Source organism: Pseudomonas sp. RIT-To-2, from assembly GCF_029623465.1.
Lineage (GTDB): Bacteria > Pseudomonadota > Gammaproteobacteria > Pseudomonadales > Pseudomonadaceae > Aquipseudomonas > Aquipseudomonas silvicola.
In genome coordinates, this window is record NZ_JAPYKM010000010.1 from 16009 (window position 1) to 35896 (window position 19888).

Annotated in this window: 15 protein-coding genes; 11 read left to right on the plus strand and 4 right to left on the minus strand. The window is 65.3% G+C overall.

What is annotated here, in order from left to right:
• Positions 1-3 precede the first annotated feature (3 nt).
• Positions 4-1779 carry a glyoxylate carboligase gene (gene gcl, locus QBK88_RS11390; RefSeq protein WP_268149729.1) on the minus strand — a complete coding sequence of 592 codons (1776 nt, stop codon included), beginning with the start codon at positions 1777-1779 and terminating at the stop codon, positions 4-6.
• A gap of 202 nt (positions 1780-1981) precedes the next feature.
• On the opposite strand from gcl, the gene QBK88_RS11395 reads away from it, so the two are divergent.
• The gene (locus tag QBK88_RS11395) at positions 1982-2416 is read left to right on the plus strand and encodes a GlcG/HbpS family heme-binding protein (RefSeq protein WP_268149730.1); all 435 of its coding nucleotides are present in this window, start codon (positions 1982-1984) and stop codon (positions 2414-2416) included.
• Positions 2417-2471: 55 nt separating this feature from the next.
• Here QBK88_RS11395 and QBK88_RS11400 read toward each other — a convergent pair whose 3' ends face one another.
• Positions 2472-3077 (minus strand): TetR/AcrR family transcriptional regulator, encoded by a 606-nt coding sequence (locus tag QBK88_RS11400; RefSeq protein WP_277962114.1) that lies wholly within the window; start codon positions 3075-3077, stop codon positions 2472-2474.
• A 255-nt stretch (positions 3078-3332) separates the two neighbouring features.
• Here QBK88_RS11400 and QBK88_RS11405 point away from each other — a divergent pair, with 255 nt between their 5' ends.
• From QBK88_RS11405 to QBK88_RS11425, 5 genes are read left to right on the plus strand one after another with little or no spacing between them, the layout of a single operon-like run.
• Positions 3333-4400, plus strand: coding sequence for an efflux RND transporter periplasmic adaptor subunit (locus QBK88_RS11405; RefSeq protein WP_445764926.1), 1068 nt, complete (start codon positions 3333-3335; stop codon positions 4398-4400).
• Positions 4397-7471 (plus strand): efflux RND transporter permease subunit, encoded by a 3075-nt coding sequence (locus QBK88_RS11410; protein WP_277962116.1) that lies wholly within the window; start codon positions 4397-4399, stop codon positions 7469-7471. The genes QBK88_RS11405 and QBK88_RS11410 overlap by 4 nt, the downstream gene beginning before the upstream one ends.
• Positions 7468-10581, plus strand: a complete 3114-nt coding sequence (locus QBK88_RS11415; protein WP_277962117.1) for an efflux RND transporter permease subunit — start codon at positions 7468-7470, stop codon at positions 10579-10581. Before QBK88_RS11410 ends, QBK88_RS11415 begins: the two co-directional genes overlap by 4 nt.
• Entirely contained in the window at positions 10582-11997 is a 1416-nt protein-coding gene (locus QBK88_RS11420; protein ID WP_277962118.1) for an efflux transporter outer membrane subunit, read from the plus strand.
• Positions 11998-12052: 55 nt separating this feature from the next.
• On the plus strand, positions 12053-12949 hold the full coding sequence (locus QBK88_RS11425; protein WP_277962119.1) for a DUF808 domain-containing protein: 897 nt from the start codon (positions 12053-12055) through the stop codon (positions 12947-12949).
• Positions 12950-13059: 110 nt separating this feature from the next.
• Here QBK88_RS11425 and QBK88_RS11430 read toward each other — a convergent pair whose 3' ends face one another.
• Together QBK88_RS11430 and QBK88_RS11435 are read right to left on the minus strand one after the other, a co-directional pair.
• The gene (locus tag QBK88_RS11430) at positions 13060-13782 is read right to left on the minus strand and encodes a FadR/GntR family transcriptional regulator (protein WP_268149745.1); all 723 of its coding nucleotides are present in this window, start codon (positions 13780-13782) and stop codon (positions 13060-13062) included.
• 117 nt (positions 13783-13899) lie between these two features.
• The gene (locus QBK88_RS11435) at positions 13900-14643 is read right to left on the minus strand and encodes a transporter substrate-binding domain-containing protein (protein ID WP_277962120.1); all 744 of its coding nucleotides are present in this window, start codon (positions 14641-14643) and stop codon (positions 13900-13902) included.
• A gap of 180 nt (positions 14644-14823) precedes the next feature.
• Here QBK88_RS11435 and QBK88_RS11440 point away from each other — a divergent pair, with 180 nt between their 5' ends.
• From QBK88_RS11440 to recR, 5 genes are all read left to right on the plus strand, one after another.
• Complete coding sequence (locus QBK88_RS11440; RefSeq protein ID WP_277962121.1) at positions 14824-15438, plus strand: LpxA family transferase; 615 nt, start codon at positions 14824-14826, stop codon at positions 15436-15438.
• Between the two features lie 87 nt (positions 15439-15525).
• Entirely contained in the window at positions 15526-17604 is a 2079-nt protein-coding gene (gene dnaX / locus QBK88_RS11445; protein WP_277962122.1) for a DNA polymerase III subunit gamma/tau, read from the plus strand.
• A 74-nt stretch (positions 17605-17678) separates the two neighbouring features.
• Positions 17679-18005: a YbaB/EbfC family nucleoid-associated protein gene (locus tag QBK88_RS11450; RefSeq protein WP_268149753.1), complete on the plus strand. Its 327-nt coding sequence runs from the start codon at positions 17679-17681 to the stop codon at positions 18003-18005.
• 162 nt (positions 18006-18167) lie between these two features.
• The gene (locus QBK88_RS11455; RefSeq protein ID WP_277962123.1) at positions 18168-19202 is read left to right on the plus strand and encodes an MDR family NADP-dependent oxidoreductase; all 1035 of its coding nucleotides are present in this window, start codon (positions 18168-18170) and stop codon (positions 19200-19202) included.
• 68 nt (positions 19203-19270) lie between these two features.
• Positions 19271-19873, plus strand: coding sequence for a recombination mediator RecR (recR, locus tag QBK88_RS11460; protein WP_268149757.1), 603 nt, complete (start codon positions 19271-19273; stop codon positions 19871-19873).
• Positions 19874-19888 lie beyond the last annotated feature (15 nt).

The following is a 19888-nucleotide window of genomic DNA, read 5'->3' on the forward strand; positions in this document are numbered from 1 at the left end:
GGGTCAGTCGAGCAGGGCGATGGCAGTAGGGGCGTCGTTGCCCACCAGGGCCAGGTCTTCGAATTCGTTGATGGCGTTGATCTCGGTGCCCATGGAAATGTTGGTCACCCGCTCCAGAATCACTTCCACCACCACCGGCACCTTGAATTCCTCGATCAGTGCCTGGGCCTTGCGCAAGGCCGGCTGGATCTGCGCGGGTTCGAACACCCGCAGCGCCTTGCAACCCAGGCCTTCGGCCACGGCCACATGGTCCACGCCGTAGCCGTTGAGCTCGGGGGCGTTGAGGTTCTCGAAGGCCAACTGCACGCAGTAGTCCATGTCGAAGCCGCGCTGGGCCTGGCGGATCAGCCCCAGGTAGGAGTTGTTCACCACCACGTGGATGTAGGGCAGGTGGAACTGCGCGCCCACGGCCAGTTCTTCGATCATGAACTGGAAGTCGTAGTCGCCCGACAGGGCCACCACCTTGCGCGACGGGTCGGCCTTGACCACGCCCAGCGCCGCCGGAATGGTCCAGCCCAAGGGGCCCGCCTGGCCGCAGTTGATCCAGTGGCGCGGCTTGTACACGTGCAGAAATTGCGCCCCGGCGATCTGGGACAGGCCGATGGTGCTGACGTAGCAGGTGTCCTGCCCGAACACCTGGTTCATTTCTTCATACACGCGCTGGGGCTTGACCGGCACATTGTCGAAGTGGGTCTTGCGCTGCAGGCTGGCCTTGCGCTGCTGGCAGTCGGCGAGCCAGGCGCTGCGGTCCTTGAGACGGCCGCTGGCTTTCCATTCCCGGGCCACTTCCAGGAAGCGGTCCAGGGCGCTGCCGGCGTCGGAGACGATGCCCAGGTCTGGGGTGAACACGCGGCCGATCTGGGTAGGTTCGATATCCACATGAATAAAGCGCCGGCCCTCGGTGTACACCTCCACCGAACCAGTGTGGCGGTTGGCCCAGCGGTTGCCGATGCCCAGTACCAGGTCGGACTTGAGCAGGGTGGCGTTGCCGTAGCGGTGCGAGGTTTGCAGGCCGACCATGCCGACCATCTGCGGGTGGTCGTCGGGGATGGTGCCCCAGCCCATCAGCGTGGGGATGACCGGGATACCGGTCAATTCGGCGAACTCCACCAGCTTGGCGCTGGCGTCGGCGTTGATTACACCGCCACCGCTCACCAGCAGCGGGCGCTCGGCCTGGTCGAGCATGGCCAGGGCTTTTTCGATCTGGGTGCGGCTGGCGGCCGGGCGGTGTACCGGCAACGGTTCGTAGGCATCGATATCGAATTCGATCTCGGCCATCTGCACGTCGAACGGCAGGTCGATCAGCACGGGGCCGGGGCGCCCGGAGCGCATTTCGAAGAAGGCTTTCTGGAAGGCATAGGGCACCTGGCCCGGCTCCAGCACGGTGGTCGCCCACTTGGTCACCGGCTTGACGATGCTGGTGATGTCCACGGCCTGGAAGTCTTCCTTGTGCAACCGGGCGCGGGGTGCCTGGCCGGTGATGCACAGAATGGGGATGGAGTCGGCCGAGGCGCTGTACAGGCCGGTGACCATGTCGGTGCCCGCCGGGCCCGACGTGCCGATGCACACACCGATGTTACCGGCGCGGGTACGGGTGTAGCCCTCGGCCATGTGCGAAGCGCCTTCCACGTGGCGCGCCAGTACATGGTCAATACCGCCGACTTTCTTGAGGGCCGAATACAGCGGGTTGATGGCAGCGCCGGGAATGCCGAAAGCGGTTTCCACACCTTCGCGGCGCATCACCAGAACGGCTGCATCGATTGCTCTCATTTTGCTCATGGTTTTGTGCCTCTTTGTGTTTTGTAATTGTATACAAGTGGCTTTTCGTTCGAGTGTATTCACGGCAGTGGCGTCTGGTCAAACCCTTTTCGCGTTTGCCGAAGAATGGCGCTTACAGGCTTTATTTTCTAGATTGTATACAATTATATTTTTGTTTGTGTTCTATTTGTCGAGTCGATTTTTCACTGAAGAGGATCTGCCGATGTCTACCCTTACCTTGGCCGCCGCCAACCGCCTCGCCGAACACGCCCTGGCCACGGGCCATGAACTCGATGCTGCACCGCTCACCGTGGCGGTGCTGGACAGTGGTGGGCATTTGATCAGCCTGCAACGCCAGGACGGTGCCAGCCTGCTGCGGCCACACGTGGCCATCGGCAAGGCCTGGGGCGCCATTGCCCTGGGCAAGGGCTCGCGATTGCTGGCCACGGACGCGCAGCAGCGCCCGGCGTTTTTCGCCGCGTTGAACGGGTTGGGGCAGGGGGGGGTAGTGCCAGCGCCGGGTGGCGTGCTGATTCGTGATCAGCAGGGCGTGGTGGTGGGAGCGGTGGGTATCAGCGGCGATGCGTCGGATGTGGATGAGCGGTGTGCGGTGAGTGCCATCGAAGCGTCGGGGTGGGTGGCGGACCCGGGCGTTTGAGCGAGCTTCGTCCGTGTAAGGTCGGACGAAGCTCTGGAAGCAGGCGGCACGGTCTTCAGTCTGGCGCGCACCCTTTGAGCACCATGCGAATGATCGTCTGTGCCGCCGCTTCGTAGTCGCTTTCGTCCAACCGCGCCTTGCCGGTGACCCCGGCGATCTGCCAGTCGAAGTCGGCGTAGGTCTGGGTCGCGGCCCAGATGCTGAACATCAGGTGGTGGGCATCGACATGGGCGATCTGGCCGCGCTCGATCCAGGTCTGGATGCACTCGATGTTGTGCTTGGCCTGGGCATTGAGCTGCTGCACCTGGTCGGGGCTCAGGTGCGGGGCGCCATGCATGATTTCGCTGGCGAAGACTTTCGACGCCGCTGGCACGTCTCGGGAAATGCGGATCTTGGAACGGATGTAACCGCTGAGCACCTCACTGGGGTCGCCGTCAGGGTTGAACGGCGTGGAGGCCGCCAGGATCGGCTCGATGATGCTCTCCAGCACTTCGCGGTAGAGGTTTTCCTTGGACTTGAAGTAGTAGTACACATTGGGCTTGGGCAGCCCGGCCTTGGCCGCGATATCGCTGGTCTTGGTGGCGGCGAAGCCCTTGTCGGCGAACTCTTCGCTGGCCGCGCGCAGGATCAGTTCTTTGTTGCGCTCGCGAATGGTGCTCATAAACCCGATGGTTCCTTGCCTGCTGGGGCGGTGGGGCATGGTAGCACCGTGCTTGCGCGCCGCTCAATGCAAGGCGAGCTGTCCGCTGCCTGAATGAAATCGGGGTTGGCCGGGTGTGTGCAAGGGGCACTGCTAGAATTTTTTGAGCGGAACAGGCTAGTGGCCATTACTCGCGGCCTGTGTTCAACGAGGTGTACTCCGGTGCCCAAGCGCAGACGTGGTCTGGTGATAGCCGTGGTCATTGCCCTGGTGTGGGTGGCCGGTGCCGTGGCCTGGCACCTGCTGGGCCATCGCGCCCCGCCCAAGCCGCCGCCTACGGGGGAGCCGGTGGCGGTGGTGGCGGTGAAACAGCAGGACGTGCCGGTGTACATCGATGCCCTGGGCACCGTGATCCCCACCCGCAGCGTCACGGTAGTGACCCAGGTGGCGGGGCTGCTGACCGACGTACCCTTCAAGGAAGGCCAGCACGTCAGCAAAGGCCAAGTGGTGGCTCGCATCGATGACCGCGCGCTGAGGGCACAACTGGCCCAGGCCCGGGGTGTGCTGTTGCACGACCAGGCGTTGTTGGCCAACGACCAGCGCGACCTGGTGCGTTTCGGCCAGTTGATCAAGGTCGGCTCGGTGAGCCAGCAGACCCTCGACACCCAGCGTTCGCTGGTCCAGCAACAGCAGGGCACCGTGGCGGCTGACCAGGGCAGCGTGCAGAACCTGGAAGTGCAGGTCAGTTACTGCACGATCTTCTCGCCGGTGGATGGCGTGGTTGGCCTGCGCCTGGTGGACCCCGGCAACTACGTGAACCCCCAGACCAGTACCGGCATCGCCGTGATCACCCAATTGCAGCCAGCCACCGTGGTGTTCGCCGTGCCCGAGGACGACCTGGGTGCCATCGACCGGGCCATGGCGAAAGGGCCGGTGGCGGTACTGGCCTATGACCGCAACAAGCATGACTTGCTGGCCACCGGGGCCTTGCTCGCGTTGGACAACCAGGTGGACACCAGCACCGGCACCGTCAAGGTCAAGGCGCAGTTCACGGCCCCCGGCACCCATCTGTTCCCCAACCAGTTCGTCAACGCCCGCCTGCAGGCCGACCTGCTCAGGCAGGTCGCGGTGGTGCCCACCCAGGCCATCCAGCACGGCAGCCAGGGCGACTTCGTCTTCGTGGCCAATGGCACCAAGGTGGCGTTGCGGGTGATCAGGCTCGGCCCCGCCATGGGTGATGTCACCGCAGTGCTCGACCAGGGCGTCAAGCCCGGCGAGCAGGTGGTCACCGAGGGCGCCGACAAACTCGACAATGGTTCGACGGTCAAGGTCGCCACGCCATGAACATTTCGCGGCCGTTCATCGAGCGGCCGGTAGCCACCGCACTGATCATGGTCGCGGTGCTGCTGGTGGGGCTGCTGGGCTACCACCTGTTGTCCGTATCGGCCTTGCCCGAGGTCGACTACCCCACCATCCAGGCTTTCACCCAATACCCCGGCGCCAGCCCCGAGGTCATCAGCTCGTCCATCACCGCGCCCCTGGAACGCCAGTTCGGCGAGATGCCGGGGCTCAAGTCGATGAACTCCACCAGTTCCGACGGGGCTTCGGTGATCACCCTGCAATTCGACCTGGCGCTGTCATTGGACGTGGCCGAGCAGGAAGTGCAGGCCGCCATCAATGCCGCCGGTACCTTCCTGCCGGCGAACCTGCCGTACCCACCGGTGTACAGCAAGGTCAACCCGGCCGATGCGCCGGTGCTGACCCTGTCACTGACTTCCGACGTACTGCCCCTGACCCGCATCCAGGACCTGGCTGACACCCGGCTGGCGCAGAAAATCTCGCAGATCACCGGTGTCGGCCTGGTGACCCTCAGCGGCGGCCAGCGACCGGCCGTGCGGGTACAGGCCAATACCTCGGCGCTGAATGCGCTGGGCCTGTCCCTGGACGACCTGCGCACCGCCCTGGGCAATGCCAACGTCAACCAGGCCAAGGGCAACATCGACGGCACTTTTCAGGCGTACTCGATCGGTGCCAACGACCAGTTGCAATCGGCCGACCAGTACCGCGACCTGGTGATTGCCTACAAGAACGGCGCGCCCATTCGGCTGGCGCAGGTCGCCGCGTCCATCCAGGGCCCGGAGAACCCGCGCCAGGCCGCGTGGACCAACAGCACCCCGTCCATCGTGGTGAACATCCAGCGCCAGCCCGGTGCCAACGTGATCCAGGTGGTGGACCGCGTGCAGCGCCTGTTGCCTTCCTTGCGTGCCAGCCTGCCGGCGACCCTCAAGGTGGACGTGCTCACCGACCGCACCCAGACCATCCGGGCCTCGGTCACGGATGTGCAGTTGGAACTGGGCGTGGCCATTGTCCTGGTGGTGATCGTCATCTACGTGTTCCTGCGGGACCTGGCCGCCACCCTGATCCCGGCGCTCACTGTACCGCTGACCCTGATCGGCACCCTGGCGGTGGCCTATGCCCTGGGCTTTTCCCTGAATAACCTGACCCTCATGGCCTTGACCATCGCCATCGGGTTCGTGGTGGACGACGCCATCGTCATGATCGAGAACATCACTCGCTACATCGAGGACGGCGAGGCGCCCTTGCAGGCGGCGTTGAAGGGGGCGGCGCAAATCGGCTTCACCATCATCTCGCTGTCGGTGGCGCTGATCGCGGTAATGATCCCGTTGCTGTTCATGGGCGACGTGGTGGGGCGGCTGTTCCGCGAATTTGCCACCACGGTGGCGGTGACCATCGTCATCTCGGCGCTGATTACCCTGACCCTCACCCCCATGCTCTGCGCGCGTTTGCTGAAGAGCCGGCACCAGGCCCGTCGCGAGGACTTTTTCGATCGCATCAATCACTGGTACGTGCGTGGCCTGGACTGGGTGCTGCTGCATCAGGCGCTGACGCTGATCTCGGTGGTCATCACCGCGCTGCTGACGCTGTGGCTGATCCTGGGCATCCCCAAGGGGTTTTTCCCCGACCAGGACACCGGGTTGATCCAGGGTATTTCCCAGGCCGCGCCCAGCGTTTCCTTCGACCGCATGCAGGCCGAGCAGCAACGCCTGGCCGCGCGCATTCTCAAGGATCCGGCGGTGGCCAGCCTGTCGTCCTTCGTGGGGATAGACCAGACCAACCCAACCCTCAACCAGGGCAACCTGCTGATCAACCTCAAACCCCGTGGCGAGCGCGACAGCAGCATGGCGGTGATCCGCCGCCTGGCCGACGCCAACAGCGACGACGCCGGCATGCGCCTGTACCTGCATGGTGTGCAGGACCTGACCCTGGATTCCACCGTGTCCACCACCCGCTACCGCCTGGGTCTGCAGGCCATCGACACCGGCGTGCTGGAGCAGTGGACCACTACCTTGATCGCCGCCATGCGCAAGGACCCGCTGTTTGCCGACGTGCAAAGCCAGGCCTTGCAGTTCGGCAACCAGGTACAGCTGACCTTCGACCGCGCCACGGCTTCGCGCCTGGGTGTCACGCCCCAGGCCATCGATGATGTGCTGTACGATGCCTTCGGCCAGCGCCAGGTGTCGACCATCTATACCCAGCTCAACCAGTACCACGTGGTGCTGGCCAGTGACCGCCAGCCCGGCAACCTCGCCGACCTGCTCACGGGCCTGTACGTGGACACCGCCAGCGGCGGGGTGGCGCCGCTGTCGAGCATGGCCACGCAACAGGTGGTGCGCGTGCCCGTCACCCTCAACCGCCAGGGCCAGTTCCCCTACGCCGATGTGTCATTCAACCTGGCGCCGGGGCAGACCCTGGGCGCGGCGGTCACGCGCCTGGCGCAGATCGAACGGCAGGTCGGCCTGCCCGCTACGGTGCAGGCACAACTGGAAGGCGCGGCGGCGACCTTTCAGTCGTCCCTGGGCAACCAGCTGTTCCTGGTGCTGGCCGCCATCGTCGTGGTGTACCTGATGCTGGGTATCCTGTACGAAAGCTTCGTGCACCCGGTGACCATTCTGTCCACCCTGCTGTCGGCGGCACTGGGGGCCTTGCTGGCGTTGTGGCTGACCGGCACCCAGTTCGACATCATCGGTTTGATCGGCATCGTGCTGCTGATCGGTATCGTCATGAAGAACGGCATCATGATGGTCGACTTCGCGCTGGAACTGCAGCGCAATGAAGGGCTGGACGCCACCGCCGCCATTCGCCAGGCGGCGCAGTTGCGCTTCCGGCCTATTCTGATGACCAGCATGGCCTCGCTGTTTGGCGCGGTGCCACTGGCCCTGGGTACGGGCATTGGTTCGGAGCTGCGCCACCCGCTGGGCATCGCCATCATCGGCGGGCTGCTGCTGAGCCAATTACTGACGCTGTTTTCCACCCCGGTGATCTTCCTGGCCATGAACAGCCTGGAGCGGCGCCTGGGCGGTGGTCGGGCGAGCCCTGAAGCGCCAGCGCCATGAATCTCTCGGCGCCGTTCATCCAGCGCCCCATCGCCACCGTCCTGTTGGCCATGGGCCTGGCGCTGTTCGGTCTGCTGGCGTTCAACCTGCTGCCGGTGGCGCCGTTGCCCGAGGTGGATTTTCCCACCATCAGCGTGCGCGCCAGCCTGCCGGGCGCCGACCCCAGCACCGTCGCCACTTCGGTGGCCACTCCGTTGGAACGCCAGTTCGGGCAGATTTCCGGCATCACCCAGATGACCTCGTCCAGCACCCTGGGGGCCACTCGCATCAACCTGCAGTTCGACCTGAACCGTGACATCGATGGCGCCGCCCGCGACGTGCAGGCGGCCATCAATGCGGCGCGGACCAACCTGCCCAGCGACCTGTCCGGCAACCCCACCTACCGCAAGGTCAACCCGGCCGATTCGCCCATTCTGATCATAAGCATGACCTCGGCCACCGCCACGCCCGGGCAAATGTACGACGTGGCCTCTACCGTGCTGCAACAGCGCCTGTTGCAGACCGCTGGCGTGGGCGACGTGATCGTCGGTGGCGGTGCCTTGCCGGCGGTGCGTGTCGAGCTCAACCCCGACCGCCTCAGCCATTACGGGGTGGGCCTGGAGCAAGTGCGCGGGGTGATCGCCGACGCCAACACCAACCTGCCCAAGGGCACCGTCGCCAGTGGCGGCAACCACTACACCCTGGGTGCCAATGACATGCTCTACCAGGCGGCGGACTACGCCACCCTGGTGGTCAAGCAGAGCAACGGCGACGTGGTGCACGTGGCGGACCTTGGCTATGTACGTGAGGACGTCGAGGACCTGCGCAATTTCGGCCTGTCCAACGGCAAGCCGGCGGTGTTGCTGGTGGTGTTCAAGCAACCGGGTGCCAACGTGCTCGACACGGTGGACGGGGTGAAGGCTTCGCTGCCGTTTCTGCAAGGCTCGTTGACCAACGGCATCAAGCTCAACCTGTTCATGGACCGCACTACCACCATCCGCTCCTCGCTGCACGATGTGGAAGTGAGCCTGGTGATCTCGGTGCTGCTGGTCACCCTGGTGACCTTCTGCTTTTTCCGCGACTGGCGCAGCACCCTGGTGCCGGCCATCGCCGTGCCGCTGTCACTGCTGGGCACCTTTGGTGCCATGTACTTTCTGGGCTACAGCCTGAACAACCTGTCGCTGATGGCGCTGACCATTTCCACCGGTTTCGTGGTGGACGACGCCATCGTGGTGGTGGAAAACATCATGCGCCACCTGGAACAGGGCGCCAGCCGCCTGCAAGCGGCGCTGGAGGGCGCCAGTGAAGTGGGCTTCACCGTGCTGACCATCAGCGTGTCGCTGGTGGCGGTGTTCATTCCGTTGCTGTTGATGGGCGGCATCGTCGGCCGGCTGTTTCGCGAGTTCTCCATCACCCTGTCGGTGGCCATCGTCATTTCCATGGTGGTGTCGCTCACCGTCACTCCCAGCCTGTGCGCGGTGCTGCTGCGTGCGCCCAAGGAGCCGGGGCAGGCAGGCGACCACCCGGACTCGCGTTTCCACCGCTTCTATGGGCGCACACTGGGGTGGGTCATCGACCATTCGCTGCTGGCCGGGCTGGTGACCTTGCTGGTGGTAGCGCTGGCAGCCGTGCTTTATGTGCTGATTCCCAAGGGCTTCTTTCCCCAGGAAGACACCGGGCGCCTGCAAGGCTCGATCCTCGCCGCCCAGAGCGTGTCCTACAGTGCCATGAAGCAGAGTTTCGACCGCATCAACGGCACGGTGATGCGCAACCCCAACATCGAGAACGTCGGCGGTTTCGTGGGCGGCAGTGGCGGTGGCAGTGGGGCGATCAACAGCGCGCAACTGTTCATCACCCTCAAGCCGCTGAACCAGCGCACCGCGGGCGCCGACGAGGTGATCGGGCAGATCCGCCGAGCCCTGGGCACCATGCCCGGCACGCGCCTGTATTTGCAGTCGGCCCAGGACATCACCGTGGGCGGCCGCCAGAGCGGTGCCCAGTACCAGTACACCCTGACCGCCGATGACCAGGCCGACCTGGACACCTGGGTGCCAAAGGTCATGGCGGTATTGAAACCTTTGGGGCAGTTGACGGACCTCAACACCGACCAGCAGGACAACAGCCTGCTCGCCAACCTCCACGTGGACCGCGACAGCGCCGCACGGCTGGGGGTGAGCGTGGCGGCCGTGGACCAGACGTTGTACGACGCTTTCGGCCAACGCCAGGTCTCCACCATTTACCGCGCGGCCAACCAGTACCATGTGGTGATGGAGTTGGCCCCGCCTTATTGGCGCGACCCGCTGGCGCTGAAATCCATCTACGTGCCCGTGGGCGCGGTGAGCGCCACCGCGCGTGGAACGGCGCCGAGCATCGCCAGTTCGGCACTGGTGCCCTTGTCGGCGATGGCCAACTACAGCATCGAGCGCACGGCCATCTCCATCAGCCACCAGGGTACTTTTCCGGCGGTGACGCTGTCGTTCAACCTGGCGCCTGGGGTGTCCATCGGCCAGGCCACGGTGCTGGTGGACAACGCCGTGGCGCAATTGCGCATGCCGGCCAGCGTCACCGGCCAGTTCGCCGGTACTGCCCAGGTGTTCCAGGCCTCGGTGGCCAGCGAGCCGCTGCTGATCGTCGCCGCACTGGTGTCGGTGTACATCGTGCTGGGTATTCTGTACGAGAACCTGGTGCACCCGCTGACCATCCTTTCGACCCTGCCGTCAGCCGGGGTAGGGGCATTGATCGCGCTGCTGGTGACCGGCACCGAGCTGTCGATCATCGCCCTGGTAGGGGTGATTCTGCTGATCGGCATCGTCAAGAAGAACGCCATCATCATGATCGACTTCGCCATCACCGAGCGCCGTGACCAGGGGCTGGCGGCCGACGAGGCCATTCGCCGCGCGTGCCTGATCCGCTTCCGGCCGATCATGATGACCACCCTGGCAGCCATTCTCGGCGCCTTGCCGCTGGTGCTCGGCCATGGCTATGGCTCGGAACTGCGCCGGCCGCTGGGCATTTCGATCATCGGCGGCCTGGTGTTCAGCCAAGTGCTGACGCTGTACACCACGCCGGTCATCTACCTGTGGCTCGACCGGGCCTCGGCGCGCCTGCGCCGGCCCGGCAAGGAGGCTTGAATGCGTACCCTGACCGCCATGGCGTTGCTGCTGGCACTGGCCGGCTGCGCGGTGGGGCCCGATTACCACCGGCCCGAACAGCCCTTGCCTCAGAGCTTCAAGGAGGGCGCGGCGTTCGAGCGGGCCGCGGCCAACCCCCAGGGGGCCCTGGGCAGCCAGTGGTGGCGCGATTACCACGACGCCACCCTCGACCGCTTGGTTGCGCAGGCGACCACGGCGAACCAGTCGATCATCGCCGCCGAGGCGGCCTATCGTCTGGCCAGGGCGCAGGTGGCCGCCAGCCGCGCCAGCCTGTGGCCGACCCTTGGCGTCGGCGTGTCCGGCACGCGCGGGGAGGGCGATACCGGTTCCTCCGGCGGCCAGGCGGCGGTGGCGGGCGGCGTCAACCAATCGGTCAGCGCCACCCTCACGGCCAGTTGGGAGCCGGACCTGTGGGGCCAGGTGCGCCGCGGCATCGAGTCCAGCAATGCCCTGGCGCAATCGTCCGATGCCTTGCTGGCCGGGGTACGGCTGTCCATCGCCGCCAACGTGGCCACCGACTATTTCGCGGTGCGCCAGCTGGACCTGGATATTCGCCTGTTGCAGCAACAGCAGGCCATCGACCAGCAGTTGCAGACCATGATCCAGGCCGAGTTTACCCAGGGCACCGCCACCAATGACCAATTGCTGGTGGCCCAGGACCAGTTGACCACGGTGGTCGCCGACCTGCAGGGCTCCCAGCGTTCGCGTGAACAATACGAGCACGCCCTGGCGGTATTGGTGGGGCAGGCGCCGGCACAGTTCACCCTGGCACCTCAGGCCGACTATACCTTCGCCGTGTTGCGCCCACCGCTGACGCTACCGTCGGGCCTGCTGCAACGGCGCCCCGATGTGGTGTCCGCCGAACGGACCGCGGCGGCGGCCAACGCGCGTATCGGCGTGGCCGAGGCGGCGTTTTACCCCAACCTGACCTTGAGCGCCGAGGGCGGCTACCGGGGCAGCGCACTGGGTGGCCTGTTTTCGCTGCCCAACCGTGTGTGGCTGCTAGGCCCGGCGTTGGCCGAGACCATTTTCGATGGCGGCGCCCGGCGCGCGGCGGTCACTGAAGCCCAGGCCACGTACGATCAGGATGCGGCCAATTATCGCAGCGCGGTGCTCACGGCGCTGCAGAACGTGGAGGACAACCTTTCGGCCCTCAACCACCTGCAAAGCCAGGCCCAGGCCTATGAGCAGATCTTTCTGCGCAACCAGCAACTGTTCGGCAGCCAGCAGGCCCAGCAGCAGGCGGGTACGGTGAGCACTCAGAACGTACTGACCCAGCAATTGGTGCTGTTGCAGGCCGAGCAGAACCTGCGCGACACCCAGGGCCAGCTCAGCCAGGGCAGCGTGGCGTTGATCCAGAGCCTGGGTGGTGGCTGGCAGGGCGGTGGGCAGTAACACGCTGACACGGTATGCTCCCACCCATTGAACATGAACGATGGGAACGATTCTTATGGCAGGAAGCAGTCTGCTGGTGTTGCTGGACGACATCGCCGCGGTGCTCGACGACGTCTCGGTAATGACCAAGGTCGCGGCCAAACAGACCACCGGGGTGCTGGGCGACGACCTGGCGCTCAACGCCCAGCAGGTTTCCGGTGTGCGCGCCGAGCGGGAACTGCCGGTGGTATGGGCGGTGGCCAAGGGCTCGTTGCGCAACAAGGTGATCCTGGTGCCAGCCGCCCTCGCCATCAGCGCCTTCGCCCCGTGGGCGGTGACACCCTTGCTGATGGTAGGCGGTGCGTACCTGTGCTTTGAAGGCTTCGAGAAGCTGGCGCATTCCTTTTTGCACCGCAAGCAGGAAGGTGATGCCGAGCACGCGGCCCTGAGCGCGGCGGCGGCCGACCCCGCCGTGGACCTGGTGGCCTACGAGAAGGACAAGATCAAGGGCGCGGTGCGCACTGACTTCATCCTCTCGGCGGAAATCATTGCCATCACCCTGGGTATCGTCGCTGATTCGCCGCTGATGCAGCAGGTGGTGGTGATGAGCATCATTGCCTTGGTGATGACCGTGGGTGTTTACGGGCTGGTGGGCGGCATCGTCAAGCTCGACGACCTGGGCCTGTGGATGACTCAGCGTAAAGGTGGCCTGACCCGCGCCGTGGGTGGCGGCATCCTGCGGGCGGCGCCGTACATGATGAAGACCCTGTCGGTGGTTGGCACGGCGGCGATGTTCCTGGTGGGTGGCGGCATTCTAGTGCACGGCATCGCACCGCTTCATCACTGGGTAGAAAGCGTCGGCGGCAGCGTGACCATGGCCCTGCTCAACGGCGTGCTGGGCGTCGCGGCGGGTGCCGTGGTGCTGGCGGTAGTGTCGGTGGCCGGCAAACTCTGGAGCCGCATGCGCGGCTGATCAGTGCCGCCAAGGCCTTTTGGCCGCAACTGACCTGTGTGGGCGCTCATCCTGCGGTGTGCCCTGTACTGCGCGGCGGCTGTGACGCGCGCGATCAGGCACACCTGCGTTCAAAGGGTCAATTCCGACCCCAGTACCATCCCCAATGCATTGCGTGCATCGTCCAGCTGCACCAGCGTGGCCTGGCGCGCCGCCAGGGCGTCGCGGTTTTCGATGGCCGTGAGGATGGCCTTGTGCCGGGGCATCGCCAGCTCATGGAGGTTCGGCCGCTGGTTGGAATGCTTCAGTGCCTCGCGCAGGGCCAGCGCCAGCATGTTGCACAGGTGGGCCAGCAGGTCGTTGTGGGTGGCCTCGGCAATGCGGCTGTGGAAGTCCAGGTCAGGCTGCAGCAGTGCTTCGGGTGTCGGCGCGGCCTCCATGCGTTCATAGGCTTCACCGATGGCCTGGAGGTCCTCGACCGTCGCATGCTGCGCCGCCAGCGCCGCGGCTGCGGGCTCGATGATCGCCCTGACACTGGTCAGCAGCGCGAAAAACTCGTTCTGCGGGCTGCTCTGCATCAGCCAGTGCAGCACGTCCGGGTCCAGCAGGTGCCAGTCGCGGCGGCCCTTGACCACCGTGCCCACCCGCGGCTTGGAATACACCAGCCCCTTGGCCACCAGCACCCGTGTCGCTTCGCGCAGCACTGGCCGGCTCACCGCGTACTCCTCGCACAGCAACGCCTCGGCGGGCAGCTTGTCATCGGGCTTCAGACGCCCGGAAACGATCTGCATGCCGATTTCCTGGACGATGCGCGCATGCATGCTTTTGCGGTCGGAGGGTTTGCGATAGTCCATGGGGCGGGAGCGAGTCCTGAACGATAATGACGGCGATCATAGCATTGCTTGGCAATGTCTCCCCACACGGGTGTGGCTTGCTTCAACCCGAAAGGCCCGGGCCAACGGCAACGGCCATCAGGGCGTGGCGGCCTGGGTGTAGCGGCGCACCAGGTCATCGATCTCGCCGGACATCTTCATGCGCAGCAGGGTGCGCAAGATGCGTTGTACCGGTACCGCCGGGTCGTTGCGCACATAGCACCCCAACCCTTGTTCTTCGACAAAGGCCACCGGGCGCAGTCGCTGGTCCGCGGGCAGCAGGTGGTTGAACCAGTCCAGCGACAGTTTGTTGGCCACGGCATAGCGATAGCGCCCCGCTTGCAGTTTATGCAGTACCTGGTCCTGGCCGCGGGCATCGTCGCGGCTCAGTTGGCCGCTGGCGAACCGCGCCTGCAGGGCGTCATAGGTGTAGCCCAGCACGGTGCCTATGGGTTGCGGGGCCAGGCCGGCAAGGTTCACGCTGGCGTCGTCCCCAGGCCGGGCCACCAGGTAGTCGCGCTGGGTGATCAGCGGCAGGCTCCAGATATAGTCACCGCTGAGGCCTGGCAGCCACGACTGGGCGGCGTAGCAGCGCACGTCGACGTCGCCGCGTTCCATGGCGGCCTGCAGGCGCAGGCGGGCGATGACATGAAACTCGGCGGGTGAGCCCACCTGGCGGGCAAGGCTGCGCATCAGGTCGTAGAGAATGCCCTGGACGGGTTGGTTGTCCTCCACCTTGACCAGTGGCATGGCCCAGCTCTCGGCGATGGAAAACCGCAAGGGGGCTTGGGCCCCCAGGCATTGGCCGGCCACCAGGACCAGCGCGGTCAGGGTCAGGCGCATCGGCTGCTCCGTGCCATGAATGGACATGCAAGCCAAAGCGTAGCCACTATCTGCCGGCCCAAGATGAAAATGCCAGCATTACCGGACACTTCCTGCCCTCTGGTGGGAATAGTCTGATGGTTTGGGTTGCCTGTGCTCTTTATAGTCGTTGGTCTCACTGCCTGGACGCGGACGGTTCCCATGTTTGACTTGAGCGAATACCTGCACGATTTCACCCTGCCAGCCTGGCAACCCTGGGCGGGCATGAGCCCCTGGGCGCTGGTGGCCGACGCCCCTGGCCTGGTGGCCGCATGGCTGGCCGGGGTTTCACCCGACCAATACCGCATCGCCGATGGCCAGGCCATTCACCGCTCGGCCACGGTCGAGCCCGGCGCGTTGCTGAAGGGGCCGCTGGTGGTCGGGCCGGGGTGTTTCATTGCCGCCGGCGCCTTGTTGCGCGGTGGCTGCTGGTTGGGCGAGGGTTGCATCATCGGGCCCGGGGCGGAACTGAAGACGTCCTTCCTCTTCGCCGGCAGCAAGCTGGCGCATTTCAATTTCGTCGGTGACTCGGTGCTGGGCCGCGACGTGAACCTGGAGGCGGGCAGTATCGTCTGCAACTACCGCAACGAGCGGGCCGACAAGCAGGTGCGGGTGAGGTTGGGCGGGGTGCTGACCGCCACCGGCAGTGACAAGTTCGGCGCGCTGATCGGCGACGGTTCGCGCCTGGGCGCCAACGCGGTACTGGCCCCGGGGGCCCTGCTGGCGGCTGGAACCGTGATCGGCCGGGCGGCGCTGTATGATGCCGAGGCGCTGTAACACAAGTTAGGCAAGCCATTGGATGCTTTTTTGCCCCTGCTCCGCTACGATTAGCGGTCTTTGGCATTCTAGTTGCGACGGTTTTCGATGAGTTATCAGGTTCTTGCACGTAAATGGCGTCCGCGCTCCTTCCGCGAAATGGTTGGCCAGACCCATGTGCTCAAGGCTCTGATCAACGCGCTGGACAACCAGCGGTTGCACCATGCCTACCTGTTTACCGGTACCCGCGGGGTAGGCAAGACCACCATCGCCCGTATCATCGCCAAGTGCGTGAACTGCGAGACCGGCATTACCTCCACCCCCTGCGGCGAGTGCTCGGTGTGCCGGGAGATCGACGAGGGGCGCTTCGTCGACCTGATCGAGATCGACGCCGCCAGCCGCACCAAGGTCGAAGACACCCGCGAACTGCTCGACAACGTGCAGTACGCACCAAGCCGCGGGCGCTTCAAGGTCTACCTGATCGACGAAGTGCACATGCTCTCCAGCCACTCGTTCAACGCCCTGCTCAAGACGCTGGAAGAGCCGCCGCCCTACGTCAAGTTCATCCTGGCGACCACCGACCCGCAGAAGCTGCCGGCAACCATTCTGTCGCGTTGCCTGCAGTTCTCGTTGAAGAACATGACCCCCGAGCGCGTGGTGGAGCACCTGAGCCATGTGCTGGGTGCCGAGAACGTGCCGTACGAAGACGACGCCCTGTGGCTGCTGGGGCGCGCCGCCGATGGCTCCATGCGCGACGCCATGAGCCTCACCGACCAGGCCATCGCCTTCGGTGAAGGCAAGGTCCTGGCCGCTGACGTGCGTGCCATGCTTGGCACCCTGGACCACGGCCAGGTGTACGGCGTGCTGCAGGCGTTGCTCGAAGGTGACGCTCGTGCCCTCCTGGAAGCCGTGCGCCACTTGGCCGAACAGGGCCCGGACTGGAACGGCGTGCTGTCGGAAATGCTCAATGTGCTGCACCGCGTGGCGGTGGCCCAGGCCCTGCCGGACGCCGTCGACAACGGCCATGGCGACCGCGACCGCGTGCTGGCGGTGGCCCAGGCGCTGCCCGCCGAAGACGTGCAATTCTATTACCAGATGGGCCTGATCGGCCGCCGCGACCTGCCACTGGCACCGGACCCGCGCAGCGGTTTCGAGATGGTGCTGCTGCGCATGCTGGCGTTCCGCCCAGCGGATACCGGCGATGCACCAAGGCCGGTGTTAAAGCCGGTGGGGACCAGCCAAGCCACGGCTGAGTCCCCGCAAGCCCCGGCTACCGCTACTGCCCCGGTGGCCATTGCCGCACCTGCGCCGGTACCGGTCGTTGCGCCAGCACCTGCCCCTGCCCCTGCACCTGCGCCGAAGCCGCCCGAGGCGGTGCCTGCGCCAGCCCCCGAGCCAACGCCGGTGGTCGAAGAGGTCGACCTGCCCTGGAACGAGCCCAAGGCGATCGAGCCGTCGCCGGCGCCGGCCGTCGAGCCCGATCCGCTGCCCGTGCCGACGGAAGAGCCGGTGCTGGACGTGGTGGCTGAACAGCCGGCCCTGACGCCGATGCCGACACCGGTGCCGGCCAGCGTGGTACCGGCGGCGCCGGAGGTCGATTTGCCGCCTGTGGAGTATGTGCCTGCCGGCATGGACCGGGACGACGAGCCGCCGCTGGATGAAGATTATTACGAGCCGGACATCGACAGCGCCTCCTACAGCTACCTGGACGACCTTGCCAGCGAAAGCGTGCCGGAGCCGACGCCGGAACCGGAGCCGCTGCCGGCCTCGATGCCGGCCACGGGCCTGGCCCTGCAATGGCTGGAACTGTTCTCGAAACTGCCGATTTCCGGCATGACCGGCAGCATTGCCGCCAACTGCAGCCTGATCGCCGTGGACGGCGACCACTGGTTGCTGCACCTGGACCCGGCGCACAGCGCGCTGTTCAACAGCACCCAGCAGCGGCGCCTGAATGACGCGCTGAACCAGTACCACGGGCGCACCCTGACGCTGACCATCGAGCTGATCCGCCCGGAACAGGAAACCCCGGCCCAGGCCGCCGCCCGTCGGCGTGCCGAGCGCCAGGGTGAGGCGGAGGCGTCGATCCACAGCGATCCGTTCATCCAGCAGATGATTCGGCAGTTCGGCGCGGTGGTGCGTGAGGATACTATTGAACCTGTCGAGGCGTTGGTCAGCCAAAGCCAGTAACCCGTTAACCACGTGCGGTACGTTGCCTCGGCGCGTACGGCACGGCAAACCAAACAACCGATGAGGTGATCCCCATGATGAAAGGTGGCATGGCCGGCCTGATGAAGCAGGCCCAGCAGATGCAGGAAAAAATGGCCAAGATGCAGGAAGAACTGGCCAACGCCGAAGTGACCGGCCAATCCGGTGCTGGCCTGGTGAGCGTGGTGATGACCGGTCGCCACGACGTCAAGCGCATCAGCCTGGATGACAGCCTGATGCAGGAAGACAAGGAAGTGCTGGAAGACCTGATCGCCGCCGCCGTCAACGACGCCGTGCGCAAGATCGAAGCTGCCAGCCAGGACAAGATGGGCGGCATGACCGCCGGCATGCAACTGCCGCCGGGCTTCAAGATGCCGTTCTAAGGCGCGTTGCGCTGCACCCCGATGCCAGGCTCATGCCTGGCATCGTCGTTTCTGCCCTTGCTGTTGACCAGGCATGCCCATGTGGCTCGGCCGCAAAAGGTTGAACGCCTTCAACCCCGTCACGGTCTGGTCTAGAGTGTTGTCCTAACCAAGGAGCCCCCCATGTCCCAGGACCTGATCCTCAACCAGCGCTTCGTGCTGGCCTCGCGCCCCAAGGGCGCGCCTACCCCCGAGAACTTCCGCCTGGAGCGCCAGGCCCTGCCTGAGCTGGAAGACGGCCAGGTGCTGCTGCGCACGCTGTACCTGTCCCTGGACCCCTACATGCGTGGGCGCATGAGCGATGCACCGTCCTACGCCGCCCCCGTGCAGATTGGCGAAGTGATGACCGGCGGCGCGGTCAGCGTGGTCGAGCAGTCGCGCCATCCCAGATTCCAACCCGGCGACCAGGTGGTCGGCAGCACTGGCTGGCAGACCCACAGCATCGCCAAGGGCGATGACCTGGTGGTACTGCCTGCCGGCATTCCTTCGCCGTCACTGGCGTTGGGCGTGTTGGGCATGCCCGGCATGACCGCCTACATGGGCCTGATGCACATTGGCCAACCACAGGCTGGCGAAACCCTGGTGGTGGCGGCGGCGTCCGGCGCCGTGGGCTCGGTGGTCGGCCAGGTGGCCAAGCTCAAGGGCCTGAAAGTGGTGGGCGTGGCCGGCGGTGCCGACAAGTGCCGCTATGTTGTGGACGAGTTGGGCTTCGATGCCTGCGTTGACCACAAGTCGCCGACCTTTGCCCAGGACCTGGCTGCGGTCTGTGACCAGGGCATCGACGTGTATTTCGAAAACGTCGGCGGTGCGGTGTTCGAAGCGGTGATGCCACTGCTCAACCCCCGCGCGCGCATTCCGGTGTGTGGCCTGATCGCTGCCTACAACGCCACCGAATTGCCCAAGGGGCCGGACCGCCTGTCGCTGTTGCCACGCTTGTTGCTGACCAAGCGTATCCGCATGCAAGGCTTCATCGTGTTCGACGATTTCGGCGACCGGCATGCCGAATTCCTGGCCGCCATGGTGCCATGGGTACGCGACGGCAAGGTGCGCTACCGCGAGCACGTGGTGGATGGGCTGGAGGCGGCGCCCGAAGCGTTCATCGGCCTGCTGCAGGGGCACAATTTCGGCAAGCTGGTGGTCAAGGTTTCAGACGCGTGAGCATTTGACGCCACCCTGGGGCGCGGGTATAAACCGCGTCTCGTTGTTTTTTGCCAGGCATTGACCCCATGAGTTTCAGCCCTTTGATCCGCCAACTGATCGACGCCCTGCGCATTTTGCCAGGCGTGGGTCAGAAAACCGCCCAGCGCATGGCGCTGCAATTGCTGGAGCGCGATCGCAGTGGCGGCACCCGGCTGGCCCAGGCCCTGAGCCAGGCCATGGAGGGGGTGGGCCACTGTCGCCAGTGCCGCACCTTGACCGAAGAAGAGCTGTGCCCGCAATGTGCCGACCATCGCCGTGACGACAGCCTGCTGTGCGTGGTGGAAGGGCCGATGGACGTTTACGCGGTGGAGCAGACCGGTTATCGCGGCCGTTACTTCGTGCTCAAGGGCCACCTGTCGCCTTTGGACGGGCTGGGGCCAGAGGCCATCGGCATTCCGCAATTGATGGCGCGTATCGAAGAGCAGGGCAGCTTCACTGAAGTGATCCTGGCCACCAACCCCACCGTGGAAGGCGAGGCAACGGCTCATTACATCGCGCAGTTGCTGACCAGCAAGGGCTTGACCGCCTCGCGCATTGCCCACGGCGTGCCGTTGGGCGGCGAACTGGAAATGGTCGATGGCGGCACCCTGGCGCATTCCTTCGCAGGCCGCAAGCCCATCTCCCTTTAATCGCGCAAACGTGAC

What these genes read in the sequence shown, in the direction of transcription:
- QBK88_RS11450 (WP_268149753.1), top strand. Translation starts at nt 17,679, where the DNA reads ATGATGAAAGGTGGCATGGCCGGCCTGATGAAGCAGGCCCAGCAGATG.
- QBK88_RS11430 (WP_268149745.1), bottom strand. Translation starts at nt 13,782, where the DNA reads ATGGACTATCGCAAACCCTCCGACCGCAAAAGCATGCATGCGCGCATC.
- dnaX (WP_277962122.1), top strand. Translation starts at nt 15,526, where the DNA reads ATGAGTTATCAGGTTCTTGCACGTAAATGGCGTCCGCGCTCCTTCCGC.
- QBK88_RS11400 (WP_277962114.1), bottom strand. Translation starts at nt 3,077, where the DNA reads ATGAGCACCATTCGCGAGCGCAACAAAGAACTGATCCTGCGCGCGGCC.
- QBK88_RS11420 (WP_277962118.1), top strand. Translation starts at nt 10,582, where the DNA reads ATGCGTACCCTGACCGCCATGGCGTTGCTGCTGGCACTGGCCGGCTGC.
- QBK88_RS11440 (WP_277962121.1), top strand. Translation starts at nt 14,824, where the DNA reads ATGTTTGACTTGAGCGAATACCTGCACGATTTCACCCTGCCAGCCTGG.
- QBK88_RS11455 (WP_277962123.1), top strand. Translation starts at nt 18,168, where the DNA reads ATGTCCCAGGACCTGATCCTCAACCAGCGCTTCGTGCTGGCCTCGCGC.
- QBK88_RS11435 (WP_277962120.1), bottom strand. Translation starts at nt 14,643, where the DNA reads ATGCGCCTGACCCTGACCGCGCTGGTCCTGGTGGCCGGCCAATGCCTG.
- QBK88_RS11395 (WP_268149730.1), top strand. Translation starts at nt 1,982, where the DNA reads ATGTCTACCCTTACCTTGGCCGCCGCCAACCGCCTCGCCGAACACGCC.
- recR (WP_268149757.1), top strand. Translation starts at nt 19,271, where the DNA reads ATGAGTTTCAGCCCTTTGATCCGCCAACTGATCGACGCCCTGCGCATT.
- QBK88_RS11415 (WP_277962117.1), top strand. Translation starts at nt 7,468, where the DNA reads ATGAATCTCTCGGCGCCGTTCATCCAGCGCCCCATCGCCACCGTCCTG.
- QBK88_RS11410 (WP_277962116.1), top strand. Translation starts at nt 4,397, where the DNA reads ATGAACATTTCGCGGCCGTTCATCGAGCGGCCGGTAGCCACCGCACTG.
- gcl (WP_268149729.1), bottom strand. Translation starts at nt 1,779, where the DNA reads ATGAGCAAAATGAGAGCAATCGATGCAGCCGTTCTGGTGATGCGCCGC.
- QBK88_RS11425 (WP_277962119.1), top strand. Translation starts at nt 12,053, where the DNA reads ATGGCAGGAAGCAGTCTGCTGGTGTTGCTGGACGACATCGCCGCGGTG.